This is a genomic window from Pseudomonas sp. p99-361 (assembly GCF_003935475.1).
Classification (GTDB): Bacteria; Pseudomonadota; Gammaproteobacteria; order Pseudomonadales; family Pseudomonadaceae; genus Aquipseudomonas; species Aquipseudomonas juntendi.
Genome location: NZ_RHQO01000074.1, coordinates 1 through 21,159, shown reverse-complemented (window position 1 = coordinate 21,159; position 21,159 = coordinate 1). Strand labels below are relative to the sequence as shown.

At 64.3% G+C, this 21,159-nt stretch carries 17 protein-coding genes and 1 tRNA gene; 16 read left to right on the top strand and 2 right to left on the bottom strand.

Annotated elements, in window-relative coordinates; translation table 11 throughout:
• The 4 genes from EGJ22_RS22345 (at nt 1) to EGJ22_RS22330 (ending at nt 2,357) form a co-directional block, all read left to right on the top strand.
• Nucleotides 1-76, top strand: a tRNA-Glu gene (locus tag EGJ22_RS22345).
• A gap of 239 nt (nt 77-315) precedes the next feature.
• The gene (locus EGJ22_RS22340; RefSeq protein WP_009685047.1) at nt 316-750 is read left to right on the top strand and encodes a thioesterase family protein; all 435 of its coding nucleotides are present in this window, start codon (nt 316-318) and stop codon (nt 748-750) included.
• Nucleotides 751-801: 51 nt separating this feature from the next.
• Nucleotides 802-1,770, top strand: a complete 969-nt coding sequence (locus EGJ22_RS22335; RefSeq protein ID WP_009685046.1) for a tRNA-dihydrouridine synthase — start codon at nt 802-804, stop codon at nt 1,768-1,770.
• 143 nt (nt 1,771-1,913) lie between these two features.
• Nucleotides 1,914-2,357, top strand: coding sequence for an Hsp20 family protein (locus EGJ22_RS22330; protein ID WP_029887105.1), 444 nt, complete (start codon nt 1,914-1,916; stop codon nt 2,355-2,357).
• Nucleotides 2,358-2,592: 235 nt separating this feature from the next.
• Here the strand turns inward: EGJ22_RS22330 and EGJ22_RS22325 are convergent, their stop codons facing one another.
• On the bottom strand, nt 2,593-5,889 hold the full coding sequence (locus tag EGJ22_RS22325) for a PAS domain S-box protein (RefSeq protein ID WP_029887106.1): 3,297 nt from the start codon (nt 5,887-5,889) through the stop codon (nt 2,593-2,595).
• Nucleotides 5,890-5,951: 62 nt separating this feature from the next.
• Entirely contained in the window at nt 5,952-6,830 is an 879-nt protein-coding gene (locus tag EGJ22_RS22320; protein WP_029887107.1) for a LysR family transcriptional regulator, read from the bottom strand.
• A 131-nt stretch (nt 6,831-6,961) separates the two neighbouring features.
• Between EGJ22_RS22320 and leuC the strand changes: the two genes are divergently transcribed.
• From leuC to EGJ22_RS22255, 12 genes are all read left to right on the top strand, one after another.
• On the top strand, nt 6,962-8,395 hold the full coding sequence (gene leuC, locus EGJ22_RS22315) for a 3-isopropylmalate dehydratase large subunit (RefSeq protein ID WP_125920410.1): 1,434 nt from the start codon (nt 6,962-6,964) through the stop codon (nt 8,393-8,395).
• A complete protein-coding gene (gene leuD / locus EGJ22_RS22310) occupies nt 8,392-9,036 on the top strand; it encodes a 3-isopropylmalate dehydratase small subunit (RefSeq protein ID WP_125920409.1) in 645 nt (214 codons plus the stop codon). The genes leuC and leuD overlap by 4 nt, the downstream gene beginning before the upstream one ends.
• Nucleotides 9,037-9,182: 146 nt before the next feature.
• Nucleotides 9,183-9,947 carry a class I SAM-dependent methyltransferase gene (locus EGJ22_RS22300; RefSeq protein WP_009681663.1) on the top strand — a complete coding sequence of 255 codons (765 nt, stop codon included), beginning with the start codon at nt 9,183-9,185 and terminating at the stop codon, nt 9,945-9,947.
• A gap of 54 nt (nt 9,948-10,001) precedes the next feature.
• The gene (leuB, locus tag EGJ22_RS22295) at nt 10,002-11,084 is read left to right on the top strand and encodes a 3-isopropylmalate dehydrogenase (RefSeq protein WP_029887369.1); all 1,083 of its coding nucleotides are present in this window, start codon (nt 10,002-10,004) and stop codon (nt 11,082-11,084) included.
• A 63-nt stretch (nt 11,085-11,147) separates the two neighbouring features.
• Nucleotides 11,148-12,260, top strand: a complete 1,113-nt coding sequence (asd, locus tag EGJ22_RS22290) for an aspartate-semialdehyde dehydrogenase (RefSeq protein ID WP_029887368.1) — start codon at nt 11,148-11,150, stop codon at nt 12,258-12,260.
• 207 nt (nt 12,261-12,467) lie between these two features.
• Entirely contained in the window at nt 12,468-13,472 is a 1,005-nt protein-coding gene (locus tag EGJ22_RS22285; protein ID WP_029887367.1) for an aspartate-semialdehyde dehydrogenase, read from the top strand.
• 71 nt (nt 13,473-13,543) lie between these two features.
• Nucleotides 13,544-16,312: a FimV/HubP family polar landmark protein gene (locus EGJ22_RS22280; protein ID WP_125920408.1), complete on the top strand. Its 2,769-nt coding sequence runs from the start codon at nt 13,544-13,546 to the stop codon at nt 16,310-16,312.
• 103 nt (nt 16,313-16,415) lie between these two features.
• Complete coding sequence (gene truA / locus EGJ22_RS22275) at nt 16,416-17,276, top strand: tRNA pseudouridine(38-40) synthase TruA (RefSeq protein ID WP_029887582.1); 861 nt, start codon at nt 16,416-16,418, stop codon at nt 17,274-17,276.
• A gap of 61 nt (nt 17,277-17,337) precedes the next feature.
• Nucleotides 17,338-17,958 (top strand): phosphoribosylanthranilate isomerase, encoded by a 621-nt coding sequence (locus EGJ22_RS22270; RefSeq protein WP_029887583.1) that lies wholly within the window; start codon nt 17,338-17,340, stop codon nt 17,956-17,958.
• Between the two features lie 218 nt (nt 17,959-18,176).
• On the top strand, nt 18,177-19,070 hold the full coding sequence (gene accD / locus EGJ22_RS22265; protein WP_009686024.1) for an acetyl-CoA carboxylase, carboxyltransferase subunit beta: 894 nt from the start codon (nt 18,177-18,179) through the stop codon (nt 19,068-19,070).
• Nucleotides 19,070-20,356 carry a bifunctional tetrahydrofolate synthase/dihydrofolate synthase gene (folC, locus tag EGJ22_RS22260; protein WP_029887584.1) on the top strand — a complete coding sequence of 429 codons (1,287 nt, stop codon included), beginning with the start codon at nt 19,070-19,072 and terminating at the stop codon, nt 20,354-20,356. The genes accD and folC overlap by 1 nt, the downstream gene beginning before the upstream one ends.
• A gap of 4 nt (nt 20,357-20,360) precedes the next feature.
• Nucleotides 20,361-21,011, top strand: a complete 651-nt coding sequence (locus EGJ22_RS22255; RefSeq protein ID WP_009686027.1) for an SPOR domain-containing protein — start codon at nt 20,361-20,363, stop codon at nt 21,009-21,011.
• The last annotated feature ends 148 nt before the right edge of the window (nt 21,012-21,159 follow it).

Here is a 21,159-nt window from a genome sequence, read left to right as displayed (position 1 = left end):
GTCCCCTTCGTCTAGTGGCCTAGGACACCGCCCTTTCACGGCGGTAACAGGGGTTCGAGTCCCCTAGGGGACGCCAATTTTTTTACCCGCGTTTTGCGGGACTTTGAAGGCTCATTCGATTATTGAATGAGCCTTTTGTTTTTCCCCTTCCCCCGTTTTCCCTGTCATACCTGCTCTGGAATAGGGCCATGGCTTTTGCCTGGCTAACGCATTCTGCGGGCTGCGCAGGGTGCATTGACCCTGGAGCATGGCGATGTCGCTGGACATTGTCCCGCTCGCCGCTGCTAAATCGGCTTTTGCGCCAAGGAAGCGAACATGAGTTGGGACCTGCCAACACCCTTCGTCATCGACCTGCGCGTCGGCAGCGAGGACATCGATGGCCTCGGCCACGCCAACAATGCCGTCTACGTCACCTGGCTGGAGCGCTGTGCCTGGCGTCACTCCCAGCGCCTGGGCCTGGACCTTGCCGCGTATCGCCGGCTGGACCGTGCAATGGCTGTAGTGCGCCACGAAATCGATTACCTGGCGGCCGCCTACGAAGACGACGAATTGCAACTGGCCACCTGGATCATCGACTGGGATCAGCGCCTGCGCATGACCCGGCGTTTCCAACTCCAACGCCCGCGTGACGGTGTGACCCTGCTGCGAGCGCAGACCACCTTCGCCTGCATCGAGCTTTCCAGCGGCAAGCCCAGGCGCATGCCGGCAGAATTTCTCGACGGTTACGGGCCGGCGCTGATCGGTGCCTGAAACGCCGGTTTTTTTTGTTAGACTGCCGCCTTTTTCCGCCGAGACCCCGACATGCAAATTGCTCTGGCCCCCATGGAGGGGCTGGTCGACAACATCCTGCGCGACGTGCTGACCCGTGTGGGCGGCATAGACTGGTGCGTCACCGAGTTCATTCGGGTGTGCGACCGCCTGTTGCCGCCGGCTTCGTTCCACAAGCTGGCGCCCGAGCTGCGCCAGGGGGCGCTGACGGCTGCCGGGGTGCCCATGCGTGTGCAACTGCTGGGGTCGGACCCGCTATGCCTGGCGGAAAACGCCGCACTGGCCTGTGAACTGGGCGCGCCGGTCATCGACCTGAACTTTGGCTGCCCGGCCAAGACAGTGAACAAGTCCCGCGGTGGCGCCGTGCTGCTCAAGGAGCCGGAGTTGCTCCATGCCATCGTGCATGCCGTGCGCCGCGCGGTGCCTGCGCATATCCCGGTAACCGCGAAGATGCGCCTGGGCTTCGATAGCCCGGCCGGCGCGCTGGATTGCGCCATGGCGCTGGCTGACGGCGGCTCGGCGCACCTCGTGGTGCATGCGCGGACCAAGGTCGAGGGCTACAAGCCGCCCGCCCATTGGGAGTGGGTGGCGCGGGTGCAGGACGTGGTCAAGGTGCCCGTGTTTGCCAATGGCGAGATCTGGACCGTGGACGACTGGCGGCGTTGCCGTGAAGTCAGTGGTGCCGAGGACATCATGCTTGGCCGTGGGCTGGTTTCGCGCCCTGACCTTGGCCTGCAGATAGCCGCGGCGCGGGATGGGCGTGATTACCAGCCGCTGGGCTGGCAGGACCTGCAGCCGCTGCTGCGCGAGTTCTGGCGCCAGGCCCAGGCCAAGCTGTCACCGCGTTATGCGCCTGGCCGACTGAAGCAGTGGCTGGCCATGCTGACCCGTAGTTACCCGGAGGCGGTGCTGCTGTTTGCCGAGTTGCGCCGCGAGGATGATTGTGCGCGGATCAGCCGGTTGCTGGGCTGTGAGGCGGTGGCCGAGGCCTGTGTTGCTTGAACGGCCATCGGCCCGTTTCCCCCCCAGCAGATTTTTTCAATTTACCCCTTGAAAGCCTTTGTCTTGGCCCTATCTCTTGAGTACGCGATGCCGAATTCGGGTCGCGCAATGACTTACTTGCTGATACTCAGGAGTTTATGACCATGACTACCGCTTTCTCTCTTGCTCCACTGTTCCGTCATTCCGTTGGCTTCGACCGCTTCAATGACCTGTTCGAATCCGCGGCCCGTAATGAGGCTGGTAGCAGCTACCCGCCCTACAACGTGGAAAAGCATGGCGATGACCAATACCGTATCGTGGTTGCCGCAGCCGGTTTCCAGGAGCAGGACCTCGACCTGCAGGTCGAAAAGGGCGTCCTGACCGTCACCGGTGGCAAGCGTGACAATGGTGATGCTGAAGTGACCTACCTGCACCAGGGTATCGCGCAGCGCGCCTTCAAGCTGTCGTTCCGCTTGGCCGACCACATTGAAGTCAAGGCTGCCGGCCTGGCCAATGGTCTGCTCAGCATCGACCTGCTGCGCATCGTGCCTGAAGAAGCCAAGGCCAAGCGCATCCCCATCAACGGCGACAAGCCAGCGCTGAATTGATGGGATCGTTGTAAACAAGGGCATCTTTGGGTTAATGCCTGCGTTACTGGGGCTGCTTTGCAGCCCTTCGCGGGCACGCCCGCTCCCACAGGTTTAGCGCTGAACTCAAGATGTGGGAGCGGGCGTGCCCGCGAAGGGTCGCAAAGCGGCCCCAAATTGCTTAACTGACTGGCATTGACCTTCGGGTGCCCTTTTTTTGCCTGGCCCTGCGAAAGCGGCCACACCGGGATTCCAGTCAGTAATCCGCCGGTGCTTCCCGCAGCATCTGCCGGAACTCCGCCAACGGCAAAGGCCGGCTATGCAGGTAGCCCTGGTACAGGTAGCACCCCAGCTGCTCGAGAAACTCCAGCTGCTCTGTGAGCTCGACCCCTTCGGCAATCACCGCCAGCTCCAGGCTGCGGGCCATGGCGACGATGGCACGGACGATCTCGGCATCGTTCGGGTCGACCGTCGCATCGCGCACGAAGCTCTGGTCGATCTTCAGTGCATCGACCGGTAAGCGCTTCAGGTACGTCAGCGACGAGTAGCCCGTGCCGAAGTCATCCATGGCGAAACTCACCCCATAGCGCTTGAGCTCGCGCATCTTGCTGATGGTGTCCTCCAGGTTCTGGATGACGATGCCCTCGGTGATTTCCAGCTTCAGCATCTTGCGGGGCAGACGGTAGTCGTCGAGGCTGCGCAATACCCGCCCCACGAAGTCGGCCTGGCGGAACTGCCGCGGGCTGATGTTCACGCACAGGCTGAAGTCGTCGGCGTCGATCAGGCCGTCCGTCAGCATGCGCGCGCAGGCGTCGCAGGCCTCGTCCAGGATCCAGCTCCCCACTTCCAGAATCAGCCCGCTTTCCTCCAGTACCTGGATGAACTGCGCGGGTGGCTGCTGGCCAAGTTGCGGGTGGTGCCAGCGCAGCAGCACCTCGGCACCGACGATGCGGTTGTCACGGGCATCCACCTGCGGTTGGAAGTGCAACGCCAGTTCGCCTCGGGCCAGGGCCAGGCGCAGGTCGTTCTCCATGCGCAGGCGTTCGCTGGCGGCCTTTTGCATGGTGGTGTGAAACAGCTGGGTAGTGTTGCGACCGGAATCCTTGGCCCGGTACAGGGCGATATCGGCGCGTTTGAGCAGGTCGGCCGGGGTGGCACCATGGTCGGGGATCAGCGCCACGCCGATGCTGGGCGTGACCTGCAGGCGCTGGCCATCCAGCGACATGGGCTCGGCCAGCAGCTCGCGCAGGGTGTCGGCCAGTTCGCGCACTTGTGCTTCCACCAATTCTCGGCTGCCCTCCAGACCACTGAGCAGCACCACGAACTCGTCGCCGCCCAGGCGCGCCACGGTGTCTTCCAGGCGCACGCTGGCTTCCAGGCGCGCGGTAATGATCTTCAGCACCGCGTCGCCCACCGGGTGGCCCAACGAGTCGTTGATGTGCTTGAAGTGGTCAAGGTCGAGGAACAGCAGCGCGCCGCGCAGGTTGTGGCGCTTGAGCAGGGCGATCTGCTGGCTGAGGCGGTCCATCAGCAGGGCGCGGTTGGGCAGGTTGGTCAGCGGGTCGTGGTAGGCCAGGTGCCGGATCTGCGCCTGGGCGTTCTTCAGCTGGCTGACGTCGCGGGCGGTCAGCAACAGGCAGTCCACTTCATTGAGGGTGATCCGCTCGACCGACACCTCCACGGTCAGGATATCGCCGCGCTTGTTGCGCCCGAGCATCTCGCGGTGATGAACCCGACCGCGCTCGCGCAGTTCGGCGAGCAAGGCGCCGCGTTGCTTGTCATCGGCCCAGATGCCGATTTCGTACACCGTCTGGCCCACCACTTCCGCAGCGCTATAGCCGGTCAGGCGGCAGAAGCCATCGTTGATTTCCAGGTAACGGCCACTGTTGCACTCAGTGATGGTGATGGCGTCAGGGCTGGAGTGGAAGGCCTTGGCGAACTTTTCCTCGCTGGATTTCAGGGCCGCTTCGGCGCGTTGCTGTTGGGTGATGTCGCGCAGGGTGGTCACGCTGCAGGGCTGGTCGTCGACAGTAATCAGGCGGCTGGAGATCACGCACGTCAGGGGCGCCCCACTGCGGTGGTTGACGACCACGGCGACATTGCTCAGCGCCTGTTCGCGAATTACCCGTTCAATGCGTTGCGCACGCTCGATGGATTCGGCCCACAAGCCGATCTCCTCGGCCGTGCGGCCAAGCACTTGCTCGCTGCTCCAGCCGAAGTTCTGGGTGAAGGCCGGGTTGATCTCGATGAACTGGCCAGTGTCCTGGCGGGTAACGCAGATGGGGTCGGGGCTGACCTGGAACAGGCTGGCGAACTTCTCCTCGGAGGCGCTCAGGCGCTGCTCGCGTTCGACCTGGTCGGTAATGTCGAGCAACGTGCCGGCCATGCGCAGCGGGTTGCCCTGGTCGTCCCGGTAAAGCCGGGCGCGGCTCTCGATGTAGCGCGAAACGCCGTTTTCCAGCTGCACCCGGTAGGTGATCTGGTAGTTGCCGGCAGGGCCTTCGCGCAGGCTTCGGTAGGCCTGGCGCATCGAGTTGCGCTCTTGTTCCGGTACACCCTCGAAGAAGGCGTCGAACGACTCGTGGAAAGGAATCGGCGGCAGGCCGTGCAACTGCGCGGCGCGGGCCGAGCCATAGAGCATGCCGCTGGGGATATGCCAGTCCCAGGTGCCCAGCTGCGCCGAGTCCAGGGCCAGGTCCAGGCGCTCCTGGCTGTCTTTCAGGGCCTGCTCGGCGCGCTTGCGCTCGCTGGTATCGACGAAGGTGCTGATCAAGAAGGTCACGCCTTCCAGTTCGATGCCCTGGGTGCAGAGAATGCCGTCGTGCACCTTGCCGCTGATGGCCCGGAACTGGACCTCCATGATCTGCGGGTCGCCGTTGGCGCGGGTCGACTCGATCACCTGCTGACGCTGCTCGGGGTTGACCCACAGGCCCAGCTCCAGGCTGGTCTTGCCGATGACCTGGCTGCCAGGCCAGCCGAACATGTCTTCGAAATGCTGGTTGACCTCGAAGATCATGCCGTCGTGGCGGCGGGAGAGCAAAATGGCGTTGGGGCTGAGGTGGAACAGCGTGGCGAAGCGCTTCTCCGAGTTGATCAATGCCGCTTCCCGCTCGCGCTGGCGGGTGATTTCACGCACCACCCCGATCATCTGTGGCCGGCCATGCTGGTCGTGGGTCAGGCTGCCGTTGATCTCCAGCCAGTGCAGGCTGCCGTCCGGCCAGCGAATGCGGTGGCGCATGGCGCGCTCCACCGGCTCGCCGTTGAAAATCGCCTGGAACACCTGGCGGGTACGGGCACGGTCCTCTTCGGGCAGCAGGTCGAGGTAGTCGGCATCGGCGGGCAGCGGGCGCTGGGGGTCGAAGCCGAACAGCGCCTGGGTGCCGCGTGACCAGCTGACCCGGCCGCTTTCGATATCCCATAGCCAGGCACCCAGGCGAGCGCCATTGAGCGCGGCCAGCAGTTGTGGGGCGTTCTGCCAGGCCTGCTCGGATTCCTGCGGGTCGGCCGCAGGTATTCGCGGCAGGCGCAAAAAGCGGTTCACTGTTTTGGGCATCGGTACCAGACCTTTGGCGTAAGACGCGTCCTTGGAGTTGGAAATGCCGGGCTGACGGCCGGTCAGGCGGACCCTGCGTGGCTGTCGAGCAACGCCATGAACGCCCTGGCCGCGTTCGACAGCGTACGCTCCGTGTGCAAAATGTAGCCTAGCTGGCGCGACAGCTGTATGCCGGGCAAGGCGATGGGTGCAACCTGTTCATCGAGCATGGTGCGCGGCAGCACGCTCCAGGCCAGGCCGATCGATACCATCATCTTGATGGTTTCCAGGTAGTTGGTGCTCATGGCGATGTTCGGCGTCAGGCCCTGGCTTTCAAACAGGCGCTGGACGATATGGTGGGTAAACGTGTTGCCACCGGGGAACACCGCCGGGTGGCCGGCGACATCGGCCAGGCTCACTGCCTGGTTGTTGGCCAGCGGGTGCTCGGGCGCCGCGACGAAATCCAGGGCGTCGTCCCATACCGGTACCGCCTTGACCAGGTGGTGCGGTTCGGGCGCCAGGGTGATCACGGCAATTTCGGCGCGGCCATGCAGAATCTCGTCGTAGGCCTGTTCTGAATCCATGAACTGAATATCCAGTGCTACCGCTGGGTATTCGCGGGTGAACGCCCGTAAAAGCGGGGGCAGGCGGTGTAGACCGATATGGTGGCTGGTGGCCAGGGTCAGCCGACCACTCACTGCCCCGTTCAGGTTGGTCAGCGCCCGTCGGGTATCATCAAGGACGTTGAGGATCTGGTAAGCGCGGGGCAGCAGTGCCCGCCCGGCCTCGGTCAACGTCACTTCGCGCCCTAAACGGTCGAACAGGCGTACGTCCAGCTGCTGCTCCAGGCCCGCGATGCGCTTGCTGATGGCGGGCTGGGTCAGGAACAGGCGTTCCGCTGCCCCGGAAAAGCTGCCGCTTTCCGCAATAGCGATAAAGGCACTAAGGTTGGCCAGGTCCATGGTTAGGTATTCCTTTTGGCTATCCAAAGCATAAAAATTATGAATTTGAGTTATTCAATCTAACCCCATAGCATCGTCCATACAAGCCAAGGGGTTTTTGGCACAGAAAGACGCTGATGAGGAACAGTCTGATGGCTGGCAAAACGCTCTACGACAAACTCTGGGAAGCCCATGAGGTCAAGCGCCGTGATGACGGCTCGTCCCTGATCTACATCGATCGCCACATCATCCACGAAGTGACATCGCCCCAGGCCTTCGAAGGCCTGCGCCTGGCCAACCGCAAACCGTGGCGCATCGACGCCAACATCGCGACGCCGGACCACAACGTGCCAACCACGCCGGAGCGCAAGGGCGGCATCGAGGCCATCGTCGACCAGGTGTCGCGCCTGCAGGTGCAGACCCTCGACGAGAACTGCGACGAATACGGCATCGTCGAATTCAAGATGAACGACGAGCGCCAGGGCATCGTCCACGTCATCAGCCCGGAGCAAGGCGCCACCTTGCCGGGCATGACCGTGGTCTGCGGCGACTCGCACACCTCGACCCACGGCGCGTTCGGGGCCCTTGCCCACGGTATCGGCACCTCCGAGGTCGAGCACGTGCTCGCCACCCAGTGCCTGGTCGCCAAGAAAATGAAGAACATGCTGGTCCGGGTGGAAGGCGAGCTGCCGGCCGGCGTCACCGCCAAGGACATCGTCCTGGCCGTGATCGGCAAGATCGGCACCGCCGGTGGCAGCGGCCACGCCATGGAATTCGCCGGCAGCGCCATTCGTGCGCTGTCGATGGAAGGCCGCATGACCATCTGCAACATGTCCATCGAAGCCGGTGCCCGTGTGGGCCTGGTGGCCACCGACGCCACTACCGTTGCCTACGTCGAAGGGCGCCCCTACGCGCCGAAGGGCGAGCAGTGGAAGCAGGCGGTTGAAGCGTGGAAAGACCTGGTGTCGGATGACGATGCGGTGTTCGACACCGTGGTCGAGCTGGATGCCAGCCAGATCAAGCCGCAAGTCAGCTGGGGCACTTCGCCCGAGATGGTCCTGGCCGTCGACCAGCGCGTACCGGACCCGGCCGCAGAAGCCGATCTGGTCAAGCGTGGCTCGATCGAGCGTGCCTTGAAGTACATGGGGCTGACGGCCAACCAGGCCATCACCGACATCAAGCTGGACCGCGTATTCATCGGCTCGTGCACCAACTCGCGCATCGAAGACCTGCGCGCGGCGGCGGAAATCGCCAAGGGCCGCAAGGTGGCCGCCAGCGTCAAGCAAGCCATCGTCGTGCCGGGTTCGGGCCTGGTCAAGGCGCAGGCCGAACGTGAAGGCCTGGACAAGATCTTCCTCGAAGCCGGTTTCGAATGGCGTGAACCAGGCTGCTCGATGTGCCTGGCGATGAACCCGGACCGCCTGGAGAGCGGCGAGCATTGCGCGTCCACCTCCAACCGCAACTTCGAAGGCCGTCAGGGTGCCGGTGGGCGTACCCACCTGGTCAGCCCGGCCATGGCCGCCGCTGCCGCGGTAGCCGGTCATTTCATCGATGTTCGCGAGTTGATCCAAGGGAGCGCAGCATGAAAGCCTTTACCCAGCACACTGGCCTCGTCGCACCGTTGGACCGTGCCAACGTCGACACCGACCAGATCATCCCCAAGCAGTTCCTCAAGTCGATCAAGCGCACCGGCTTTGGTCCAAACCTGTTCGACGAGTGGCGTTACCTGGACGTGGGCCAGCCTTACCAGGACAACAGGAAGCGCCCGGTCAACCAGGAGTTCGTGCTCAACTATCCACGCTACCAAGGTGCCAGTGTGTTGCTGGCGCGGGAAAACTTCGGTTGCGGCTCCAGCCGCGAGCACGCCCCTTGGGCGCTGGACGAGTATGGCTTCCGCAGCATCATTGCGCCGAGCTTCGCTGACATCTTCTTCAACAACAGCTTCAAGAACGGCTTGCTGCCAATCATCCTCAGCGATGAGGAAGTGGACGAGTTGTTCAAGCAGGTGGAAGCCAACCCGGGCTACCAGCTGACCATCGACTTGCAGGCCCAGGCGGTGACCCGCCCAGACGGCAAGGTGCTGCACTTCGAGATCGATGCCTTCCGCAAGCACTGCCTGCTCAACGGCCTGGACGATATCGGCCTGACCCTGCAGGACAGCGATGCGATCAAGGCCTTCGAAGGCAAGCACCGTGCTGCGCAGCCTTGGCTGTTCCGGGATGCCTGAATGATGTAGCCGGGTTTGCTGGCCTCATCGCCGGCAAGCCAGCGCCCACAGGGTTCCCACAACTTTCAGGCTGTGGTGCGCCTGTGGGCGCTGGCTTGCCGGCGATAGCGCCCGTAGAGCCAACCCAGAACCAAAAGGATCGAGACATGACCAGCAGCCAACACACCGACGTGGTCCAACGCCAGTTCGGCGAACAAGCCAGTGCCTACCTCAGCAGCGCCGTACACGCCCAGGGCAGTGAATTTGCCTTGCTCCAGGCCGAACTGGCAGGCCAGGGCGCCGCCCGTGTGCTGGACCTGGGCTGCGGTGCCGGGCATGTCAGCTTCCACGTTGCGCCGCTGGTCGCCGAAGTGGTCGCCTACGACCTGTCGCAGGCCATGCTCGATGTGGTCGCCAGCGCCGCTGCCGAGCGCGGCCTGGGCAATATCATCACCGAACGCGGCGCGGCCGAACGCCTGCCGTTCGCCGATGCATCGTTCGACTTCGTTTTCAGCCGCTACTCGGCCCACCACTGGAGCGACCTGGGCCTGGCCTTGCGCGAAGTGCGCCGGGTGCTCAAGCCAGGCGGCGTGGCGGCGTTCATCGATGTGATGTCACCGGGCAGCCCGCTGCTCGACACCTACCTGCAAACGGTCGAAGTGCTGCGCGACACCAGCCACGTGCGCGATTATTCCGCCGCCGAATGGCAGCGCCAGGTTAGCGAAGCCGGTTTGCACGTGCGCAGCCACACCCGCCAGCCGCTGCGCCTGGAGTTTTCCAGCTGGGTCGAGCGCATGCGTACCCCCGAGCCGATGCGCGTGGCTATCCGCCAATTGCAGCAAGCCATGGGCGAAGAAGTACGGCAGTATTATCAGATCGACAGCGATGGCTCGTTCAGCAGCGATGTACTGGTGCTGTGGGCAGAGCGATAAGTTTTTTTCGGTGGGGCCCGCTTGGCCACGCCGTGTGAATGGATAGAGGAAAGCATGAGCAAGCAGATTCTGATTCTCCCAGGTGACGGTATCGGGCCGGAAATCATGGCCGAAGCGGTCAAGGTGCTGGAGCTGGCCAACGACAAGTTCCAGCTCGGTTTCAGCCTGGCCCACGATGTGATCGGTGGCGCTGCCATCGACAAGCACGGCGTGCCCCTGGCCGACGAAACCCTGGAGCTTGCGCGCAAGGCCGACGCGGTCTTGCTGGGCGCGGTGGGCGGGCCGAAGTGGGACAAGATCGAGCGTGATATCCGCCCGGAGCGCGGCCTGCTGAAAATCCGTTCGCAACTGGGCCTGTTCGCCAACCTGCGCCCGGCCATCCTCTACCCGCAACTGGCCGACGCGTCTTCGCTCAAGCCCGAGATCGTTTCCGGCCTGGACATTCTCATCGTTCGTGAGCTGACCGGCGGTATCTACTTCGGTGCCCCACGCGGCCAGCGTGAACTGGAAGGTGGCGAGCGCCAGGCCTACGACACCCTGCCGTACAGCGAAAGCGAAGTGCGCCGCATTGCCCGTGTCGGTTTCGACATGGCCCGCGTGCGCGGCAAGAAACTGTGCTCGGTGGACAAGGCCAACGTGCTCGCTTCCAGCCAGCTGTGGCGCGAAGTGGTCGAAGACCTGGCCAAGGACTACCCGGATGTGGAACTAAGCCACATGTACGTGGACAACGCCGCCATGCAACTGGTGCGCGCCCCCAAGCAGTTCGACGTGATGGTGACCGACAACATGTTTGGTGACATTCTGTCGGACGAAGCTTCCATGCTGACCGGGTCCATCGGCATGCTGCCTTCGGCCTCGCTGGATGCCGACAACAAGGGCATGTACGAGCCTTGCCATGGCTCGGCCCCGGACATCGCCGGCCTGGGTATCGCCAACCCACTGGCGACCATTCTGTCGGTGTCGATGATGCTGCGTTACAGCTTCAATCAGTCGGCCGCCGCCGAGGCGATCGAGAAGGCCGTGAGCCTGGTTCTGGACCAGGGGCTGCGCACTGGCGACATCTTCTCGGAAGGCTGCACCAAAGTTGGTACGCAGGAAATGGGCGACGCAGTAGTCGCAGCCCTGCGGAATCTGTAATCTCTCTGGCCCGCCACCCCACATTCCTGGTGGCGGCCCACTTTTAGCAAAGGTGTAGTTGCGATGAAACGTGTAGGTCTGATCGGTTGGCGCGGTATGGTCGGTTCCGTGCTCATGCAGCGGATGCTGGAGGAGCAGGACTTCGACCTTATCGAGCCGGTGTTCTTCACCACCTCCAACGTGGGTGGCCAAGGCCCGAACGTGGGCAAGGATACAGCGCCGCTCAAGGACGCTTATTCGATTGAAGAACTCAAGACCCTCGACGTTATCCTGACCTGCCAGGGCGGCGACTACACCAACGAGGTCTTCCCCAAGCTGCGCGAAGCCGGCTGGCAGGGTTACTGGATCGACGCCGCCTCGTCCCTGCGCATGCAGGATGACGCGGTCATCATCCTCGACCCGGTCAACCGCAAGGTCATCGACCAGCAGCTGGACGCCGGTACCAAGAACTACATCGGCGGCAACTGCACTGTCAGCCTGATGCTGATGGGCCTGGGTGGCCTGTTCGAAGCTGGCCTGGTCGAGTGGATGAGCGCCATGACCTACCAGGCAGCCTCGGGCGCTGGCGCACAGAACATGCGTGAGCTGATCAAGCAGATGGGCGCTACCCACGCGGCCGTCGCCGACGATCTGGCCAACCCGGCCAGCGCCATTCTCGACATCGACCGCAAGGTCGCCGAGGCCATGCGCAGCGAAGCGTTCCCGACCGAGAACTTCGGCGTACCGCTGGCTGGCAGCCTGATCCCGTGGATCGACAAGGAACTGCCGAACGGCCAAAGCCGTGAAGAGTGGAAGGCCCAGGCCGAGACCAACAAGATCCTCGGCCGCTTCAAGAGCCCGATCCCGGTCGATGGTATCTGCGTGCGCATCGGCGCCATGCGTTGCCACAGCCAGGCGTTGACCATCAAGCTGAACAAGGATGTGCCGATTGCCGATATCGAAGGCATGATCAGCCAGCACAACCCTTGGGTGAAACTGGTGCCTAACCAGCGTGAAATCAGCATGCAGGAGTTGTCGCCGACCAAGGTCACCGGCACCCTGAACATTCCGGTTGGCCGCCTGCGCAAGCTGAACATGGGCTCGCAGTACCTGGGCGCATTCACCGTGGGTGACCAGCTGCTGTGGGGCGCTGCCGAGCCGCTGCGCCGCATGCTGCGGATTCTGCTGGAGCGTTGATCGTTCTGGTTCGTCCGAAAACCCGTGCTGGCAACAGCACGGGTTTTTTGTTTGGCGCCAGCTGCTGCAGCCTCCGCGAACCACCGCTGGCCCCGTCAAGCAGTCTGCTACCGCAGCTGGCCCAACCAAGCTGAAGCCATCACAGACAAAACCCTGCAATCCGAGTAAAGTGCCGCCCCCGCCGTTTTCTGCAAGAGGATCCCTACCATGACACACCCATTGGACATCGCCGTCGTCGGCGCCACCGGCAGCGTCGGTGAAGCCTTGGTGCAGATCCTCGAAGAACTGGATTTCCCCGTGGCAACCCTGCACTTGCTGGCCAGCATGGAGTCGGCCGGCAGCAGCGTGATGTTCGCCGGGAAGAAACTGAAGGTTCGCGAAGTCGACAGCTTCGACTTCGGCCAGGTCAAGCTGGCGTTCTTCGCCACTGGCGCTGCGGTCAGCCGCAGCTTTGCCGGCAAGGCGCTGCAAGCCGGTTGCACGGTGATCGACCTGTCCGGTGACCTGGACGATGCCCTGGCGCTGGTGCCCGAGGCCAATGCCGAGCGCATCGCCGGCCTGGCGCTGCCCGCGCGAATTGTCAGCCCGTGCTCGGCTGCTGTCGCCTTGGCCGTCGCCCTGGCGCCGCTCAAGGGCCTGCTGGAAATCGAGCGTATCCAGGTGATGGCCGCACTGGCCGTTTCGGCACAAGGCCGCGAGGGCGTCAGCGAACTGGCCAGGCAAACTGCCGAACTGCTCAATGCCCGGCCGCTGGAGCCACGCTTCTTCGACCGCCAGGTAGCGTTCAACCTGTTGGCCCAGGTCGGTGCCGCCGACGATCAGGGCCATACCGCGCTGGAGCGCCGCCTGGTCACTGAGCTGCGTGTGCTGCTGGGCCTGCCTGAGCTGAAGATTTCCGTGAGCTGCATTCAAGTACCGGTGTTTTTCGGCGATAGCTTCAGTGTGGCCGTGCAAAGCCGTCACCCGGTCGATCTGGCCGCGGTCAACCAGGCCCTGGAGGCTGCCGACAGTATCGAACGGGTGGAAAATGATGACTATCCAACCCCGGTTGGTGACGCAGTCGGGCAAGACGTGGTCTATGTTGGTCGTGTACGGCACGGTATTGATGAACAGCAGCAGCTCAACCTCTGGCTGACCACCGACAACGTGCGCAAAGGTGCCGCGCTCAACGCTGTGCAAGTGGCGCAATTGTTGATTAAACACAGGCTGTAAAAGATACTGGCGAGCACTTTTGTCCTGCTCCGCATGCAGGTTTCGGGACGATTCATACAAGGGAAGAGGTCATGCTTCGAATTCGCAAACTGGTTCTGGCCATGGCTGCAGCTTCAGCGCTGTCGTCTGGCATGGCGAATGCGCTGGGCCTGGGGGAGCTGACCCTGAAGTCGGCACAGAATCAGCCGCTGGACGCCGAGATCGAATTGCTCGACGTGCGCGACCTCAAGGCCGCCGAAGTGGCACCCAGCCTGGCGCCTGCGCAAGAGTTCAGCAAGGCCGGGGTGCCATTCGCGGCCTACCTCGAAGACCTCACCTTCACGCCGGTCATCAACCCCAACGGCAAAAGCGTGCTGCGAGTGACCTCCAGCCAGCCGCTGCCTGGGCCCGTGGTCAAGTTCCTGGTCCAGGTGATGTGGCCGCAGGGCCGCCTGCTGCGTGACTACAGCGTGTTGCTCGACCAGGCCCAGGCCCAGGGCGACAAACCGGCTGCTGGCAATCTCAACCCGGCCAGTACCGCTGCCAGCAGCTACACCACCCAGCGTCGCGACACGTTGTGGCAAATTGCCGCTCGCAACACCCAGGGCGGTTCGATCCAGCAGACCATGATCGCCATCCAGGCCCTGAACCCGGATGCCTTCATTGGCAATAACATCAACCAGCTGAAGGTTGGCCAGATGCTGCGCCTGCCCGACCAGCAGCAGGTTCAGAGCATCGCCCAGGCCGAGGCCAACCGTGAGGTGGCCGAGCAGTACGCGGCCTGGCGTGAGGGCCGTCGGTTGGGCCCGCGGGCCCGTCAGCTGGACGCCACTCGCCGTGGTGCCGCCGACGCCGCCCCGGCGCGTGTTGCCCAGGGCGACAACCTGCGCCTGGTCAGCCCGGGCAACCAGGCGGGGGCCGACCAGGCCAAAGCGCTAAGCGACAAGCTGGCGGTGACGCAGGAAAGTCTCGATACCAGCCGCCGCGACAACGACGAACTCAAGAGCCGCATGAGTGACCTGCAGAGCCAGCTGGACAAGCTGCAGCGTCTGATCGACCTGAAAAACGACCAGTTGGCGCGTCTTCAGGCGCAGGGTGCTGCCACGCCGTCCCCGGCAGGCGTCGCCCCGGCGCCCGCGCCGCAAGCCGCGTCAGCGCCTGCGGCAGGTGCCGAGGCGAGCGGCGAGCCAGCCCCCACCCAGGCTGCACCTGCCAGCAAGCCGGCGGCAGAGCCTGCCCCGGCGCCGGCCAGCCAGGCGAACGGCGCGCTCGAGCAGATTCTCGGTAACCCTTGGCTGCTGTGGCTGATCGCCGGGTCTGCCATTCTTGTCCTGGCACTGCTGTTGTGGCTGCTGGCGCGCAAGCGCAAGGCTCAACAAGAGGCGGAAAAGCACCTGCGCATGGCGCGGGCGCTGGAAGAAGAGCAGGGCACCGGTTTCGACACCGACACCGAAAGCTTCGACGGCGTCGAAGTGGCCGAGCCGAGCGTCACCTTGTCGCCTGCAGTGGTCGCCGCATCGGCCGCCGCTGCCGTGGCTGCGGAAAAAGTGGCCGAACCTGCTGCCGCAGAGCCACCGGCAGACCCTCACGCCGCGCTGCTGGCGGAGGTCGACCAGTGCCTGGCCGAGGGGCGCCTGAACCGTGCCGCCGATCTGCTGGAGCCTGCCGTGGCCGCTGCCCCGGCCCGTGATGACCTGCGCCTGAAGCTGATGGACGTGTATGCCCGCCAGGGTGATCAGACGGCCTTCGCCGAACAGGAGCGCCAGCTGCAAGCCGGCGAGCACAATGGCGCCGCTGTGGCCGAGTTGAAAGAACGCTACCCAGCCATGCTGGGCCTGGCAGCTGCCGGCCTGGGCGCGGCAGCTTTGGCTGCCGAAATGGACGAGCAGTACGTGCAGGAGTTGTTGCACGACGCCGCCGCGGCGCCGGTGGTTGCCGATGGGGTGCCTGAGCAGGTGCCAGCGCTTGAACCGCAGGCCGTGGCTGAGCCGGAGGTTGGCGCTGAACCTGATGCCGGGCTGGACCCTCTCGATGAAGTGCCTATCCTGGACGTCGCCGGCCTGGAGGATCAGGGGCTGGGCGAGCCGGACCTGGACCATGCCTTTGACCTTGGCCTTGGGGAAGACCTGCCCGAGGACGATCCGCTGGCCGCGGCGATGCTCGACGAGCCCGCGGCGCAGGCGCCAGTGCCTGATGAGCTGGTGATCGCCGAACCGGTGCTGGACGAGCCGGTGCAGCCGGGTGCGCCGCCAGAAGAACAGCCGTTCGCCCTGGATGAGGACCTGCAAGCCGACGCCGATGCGGATTTCGAAGCCATGCTGGCCCAGGCCGAGCCGCAACCCGCGGTCGACCTGTCGGATTTCGACCTCGATGTCACCGAACCCGTCACACCCGCTGCTGCGCCAGCAGCCGACACCGCCGCGGGCGATGTGGCTGCCGAGCTGGCGGCCTTCGACAGCGTGCCAGAGTTCGATCCGGTCTCCGAGTTCGATCTGCCCTCGGACTTCGACTTGTCACTGTCGCTGGAGGACGACTTGCCGGCAGACAAAAGCTTTGCCTCGGAACTCGATGACGTGAACGCCGAGCTGGACAAGCTGTCGCAGAGCCTGGAGGCGCCCTCGCTGGAACCGCACTTCACCAGCGAAGATGCAGCCGCGCAGCCAGAGCCGGAGCCGCTGGACGATCTCGACTTCGACTTCTTCTCCGGCAGTGATGAAGTGGCCACCAAGCTGGACCTGGCTCGAGCCTATATCGACATGGGCGACAGCCAGGGCGCACGCGATATCCTCGACGAGGTGGTCAAGGACGGCGACGACACTCAGCGCCAGGAAGCCAAGGACATGCTGTCCCGGTTGGTCTGACCCCGTCGAAGCGGCATTCGGTTACAGTGGACAAGCAACGGCAGCCCTACGCGGCTGCCGTTGTCGTTATAATCCCCGGCATTTCGTACACCCCACAGGTTTCATGCTCTTGGACATCATCGACACCGCCGCCACCGAATCTGCGGCCGAAGGCTACTCCCGCATCGCCCTGGGTGTGGAATACAAGGGCGCACGCTACCGCGGCTGGCAGCGCCAGGCCAGCGGCGTGCCCAGTGTCCAGCAAGCCTTGGAGCAAGCGCTGTCCAAGGTCGCCAACGAGCCGATCGCCGTGGTTTGCGCCGGCCGCACCGATGCCGGTGTTCACGGTTGTGGGCAGGTTGTGCATTTCGACACCCGTGCCGTGCGCGACGAACGTGCCTGGACCATGGGCACCAACTTCAACCTGCCGCACGACATCAGTGTGGTCTGGTCGCAGCCGATGCCGGCTGATTTCCATGCTCGCTTCAAGGCATGCGCCCGGCGCTACCGCTATGTCATCTACAACGACCCGATCCGCCCGGCGCACCTGGCCGAGGAGGTGACCTGGAACCACCGCCCGCTCGACGTCGAGCGTATGGCCCAGGCCGCACAGTCGCTGCTCGGCACCCACGATTTCAGCGCCTTCCGCGCCAGCCAGTGCCAGGCCAAGTCGCCGGTCAAGCATATCTACCACCTGCGGGTTACCCGCCATGGCCAGATGATCGTGCTGGACGTGCGCGCCACCGCCTTCCTGCACCACATGGTGCGCAACATTGCCGGCGTGTTGATGGCCATCGGTAGCGGCGAACGCCCGGTGAGCTGGGCGCGTGAGGTGCTGGAAGGGCGTGACCGCCGCGAAGGCGGGGTAACCGCCCATCCCTATGGGCTGTACCTGGTGCAGGTGGAGTACCCCGACACATTCACCCTGCCCAGGCGTTACATTGGCCCACACTTTTTAAGCGGTTATGAAGGGTTGGCGGACTGACGGGCGAAAAGCCATTTGCTAACATCCGGCCTTTGACCGTTATCATCAGGGTTCGCGTTTCATGAGCTATGTTCGCAGCAAGATCTGCGGGATTACCCGCATTGAAGACGCGTTGGCTGCTGTCGAGGCCGGGGCCGATGCCATCGGTTTCGTCTTTTATGCCAAAAGCCCACGCGCAGTGGACGTGCGCCAGGCGCGGGCAATCATTGCTGAACTGCCGCCGTTCGTGACCACGGTAGGGCTGTTCGTCAATGCCTCGCGGTGCGAATTGAACGAGATCCTCGAAGTGGTTCCGCTGGACCTGCTACAGTTCCACGGCGATGAAGCCCCGGAGGACTGCGAGGGCTACCACCGCCCCTGGATCAAAGCCCTGCGGGTGCGCCCGGGCGATGACCTCGAGGCAGCCTGCCAGCGCTATGCCGGCGCTCGCGGCATTCTGCTCGATACCTATGTGGCGGGTGTGCCTGGGGGAACCGGCGAGGCGTTCGACTGGTCCCTGGTACCGGCGCGGCTGAGCAAACCGATCATTCTTGCCGGTGGGCTTTCGGCGGCCAACGTCGGCCAGGCCATCGCCCAGGTACGGCCCTATGCGGTTGATGTCAGCGGTGGGGTCGAGCAGGCCAAGGGCATCAAGGACGCCGCGAAGATCGAAGCCTTCATGCAGGCGGTGAGGCAGGCGTGATGGCAGATGTGACGGCTGGCTGCGCGCCATCGTCCATAGCATTCGCAGCCCTGCCGGGCAGCCGCACCCATGGTGGCGGCAACACAACGCATTAGCGGTGGAGTGGCGCGCTGGAAGCCCGGCGGCCGGTCCATCATCGTTTCGTAACAGATTTTGAGCTCAAGGGCAGGGCAGGCCGACGATAACGGCCCCGCCTGCCAATACTGGAGAAAAAAAGCATGAGCAACTGGTTAGTCGACAAACTGATCCCTTCGATCATGCGTTCCGAGGTGAAAAAGAGCTCGGTGCCTGAAGGCCTGTGGCACAAGTGCCCGTCCTGCGAGGCCGTGCTGTATCGTCCGGAGCTGGAAAAAACCCTCGATGTCTGCCCCAAGTGCAACCATCACATGCGCATCGGTGCACGCGCGCGCATCGACATCTTCCTCGACGCCGAAGGCCGTGCCGAACTGGGTGCCGACCTCGAGCCGGTCGACCGCCTGAAATTCCGCGATGGCAAGAAGTACAAGGACCGCCTCACCGGCGCGCAGAAGCAGACCGGCGAAAAAGACGCGCTGATCTCCATGAGCGGTACCCTGATGGGCATGCCGATCGTGGTCAGTGCCTTCGAGTTCTCGTTCATGGGCGGTTCCATGGGCGCCATCGTCGGTGAGCGCTTCGTCCGCGCTGCCAACTACGCCCTGGAGCACCGTTGCCCAATGGTCTGCTTCTCCGCTTCCGGCGGTGCGCGCATGCAAGAGGCGCTGATCTCGCTGATGCAGATGGCCAAGACCTCGGCGGTGCTGGCGCGCCTGCGCGAAGAAGGCATTCCGTTCATCTCGGTGCTGACCGACCCGGTCTACGGCGGTGTGTCCGCCAGCCTGGCCATGCTCGGCGACGTCATCGTCGGCGAACCGAAGGCGCTGATCGGCTTCGCCGGCCCGCGCGTGATCGAACAGACCGTACGCGAAAAGCTGCCGGAAGGCTTCCAGCGTAGCGAGTTCCTGCTGGAGCACGGCGCCATCGACCTGATCATCTCCCGTGGCGAACTGCGCCCGCGCCTGGCTCGCCTGCTGGCGCAGATGACTGGCCAGGAAACCCCCGAGCAAGCGCGTGAGGCGGCTGCCGTCGCGTGATGAAACAACGATCCCTGGGCGAATGGCTCGCCTACCTCGAGCAGTTGCACCCCTCGGCCATCGACATGGGCCTGGAGCGGTCGCAGCAGGTACTTGCCCGGCTGGCGCTGGGTAAGCTGGCGCCCCGCGTGGTGACCGTGACCGGCACCAACGGCAAGGGTTCGACCTGCGCCTTCGTGGCCTCGTTGCTGCGCGCCCAGGGGCTCAAGGTCGGCGTGTACAGCTCGCCGCACTTGTTGCGCTACAACGAGCGGGTGCTGATCGATGGCCTGGAGGCCAGCGATGAGCGCCTGTGCGAAGCCTTCGCCGCCGTGGAGGCGGCGCGGGGCGATATTTCCCTGACCTACTTCGAGATGGGCACGCTGGCTGCGTTCTGGTTGTTCCACCAGTCGCAGCTCGATGCCGTGGTGCTGGAAGTGGGTCTTGGCGGGCGCCTGGACACCGTGAACGTGGTGGACGCCGACCTGGCCCTGGTGACCAGTATCGGCGTTGACCATGTCGATTACCTGGGCGACACCCGCGAGCAGGTGGCCTTTGAAAAGGCCGGTATCTTCCGCCCGGGCAAACCGGCCCTGTGCGGCGATCTAGACCCGCCACAACCGCTGCTGGACAAAGCCGCCGAACTGGCAGCGCCATTGTTCCTGCGCGGCCGTGACTTCGACCTGGCAAGCGCCGAAAACGGCTGGAACTGGCGTGGCACTGCAGCCGATGGCGCGCCCGTTGAGCTGAACGGCCTGCCGTTGCTCGACCTGCCGATGGAAAACGCCGCGCTGGCCCTGCAGGCGTACCTGTTGATGGGCCTGCCGTGGGATGCCGCGCAGGTGCGCCAGGCGTTGCTGGATACCCGGATTACCGGGCGTCTAGACCGTCGCCAGCTGGTCTGGCAGGGCCGGCCGGTGGAGCTGCTGCTGGATGTCGGGCACAACCCGCATGCGGCGCAGTACCTGGCCCGGCGCCTGGCGAGCCGGCCGCTGAAGGGGCGCCGGCTGGCGGTATTCGGCCTGCTCGCCGACAAGGACCTGGCAGGCGTGGTCGCGCCGCTGCACGGACTGATCGATGACTGGGCCGTGGCCCCGCTGGACACCCCGCGCAGCCGGCCGGCTGCCGAGTTGGCCGACGCCTTGACGAACCTTGGCGCGGCGGTGAAGTCTTATGCCGGAGTCGACGCGGCCCTCGAAGGGCAATGCGCGCAGGCAACGGCAGATGACCAGATCGTGCTGTTCGGTTCGTTTTTCTGTGTCGCCCAGGCCCTGGCGTGGCTGGAGCGGCATGCCCAGGAGGGTTGAGTAGATGGCAGTGCTGGATAAAGGGATGAAACAGCGCATGGTCGGTGCGCTGGTGCTGGTGGCACTGGCGGTGATCTTCCTGCCGATGCTGTTCACCCGCGAGGATGAGATGCGCCAGGTGCGCGTCGAAGCCCCGCAGGCACCTGCCATGCCCAGCCTGCCGGAAGTGAAGGTAGACCCGGTGACCGTGCCGCAGCCGCAGGAAGTTCCTGAAGCACCGCAGTCGGCGCCGGTGGTGGTCGACGAGTCGACTGCCCCTGCCAGCACGCCCAGCCAGCCGATCACGGCATCGCCGCAGACCCAGGCACAGGCCCAGCCGGCCAAGCCGCAGGCCGCCGCACCGGCGGCCAAGGTCGAAACCAAACCTGCAGCGACGCCGGCCCAGGCTGCGCCATCGAAGATCGACGTCAACGGGCTGCCGGTCAGCTGGTCGATCCAGCTGGCCAGCCTGTCCAACCGCGCCGGTGCCGAGAAACTGCAGCAAACCTTGCGTAGTCAGGGTTACAACGCCTATATCCGTTCGGCCGGCGGCATGAACCGGGTGTATGTGGGGCCATTGATCGAGCGCGCCGAGGCCGAGCGCGTACGCGATGCGGTCAACCGCCAGAACAGCCTGAAGGGCTTTGTGGTGCGCTTCCAGCCTGAGCGCGGCTGATATCGCCGGGGCGGCTTTGCCGCCCATCGCCGGCAAGCCACACACACACAGAGATCGCATCAGGGCTGGCAGGTGTTTGTCAGAAGATATGCAGCGCCTGTGAGATCGAGCGCCGCCCGCGCGGCGCAATCGCGAGCTGCGCTCGCTC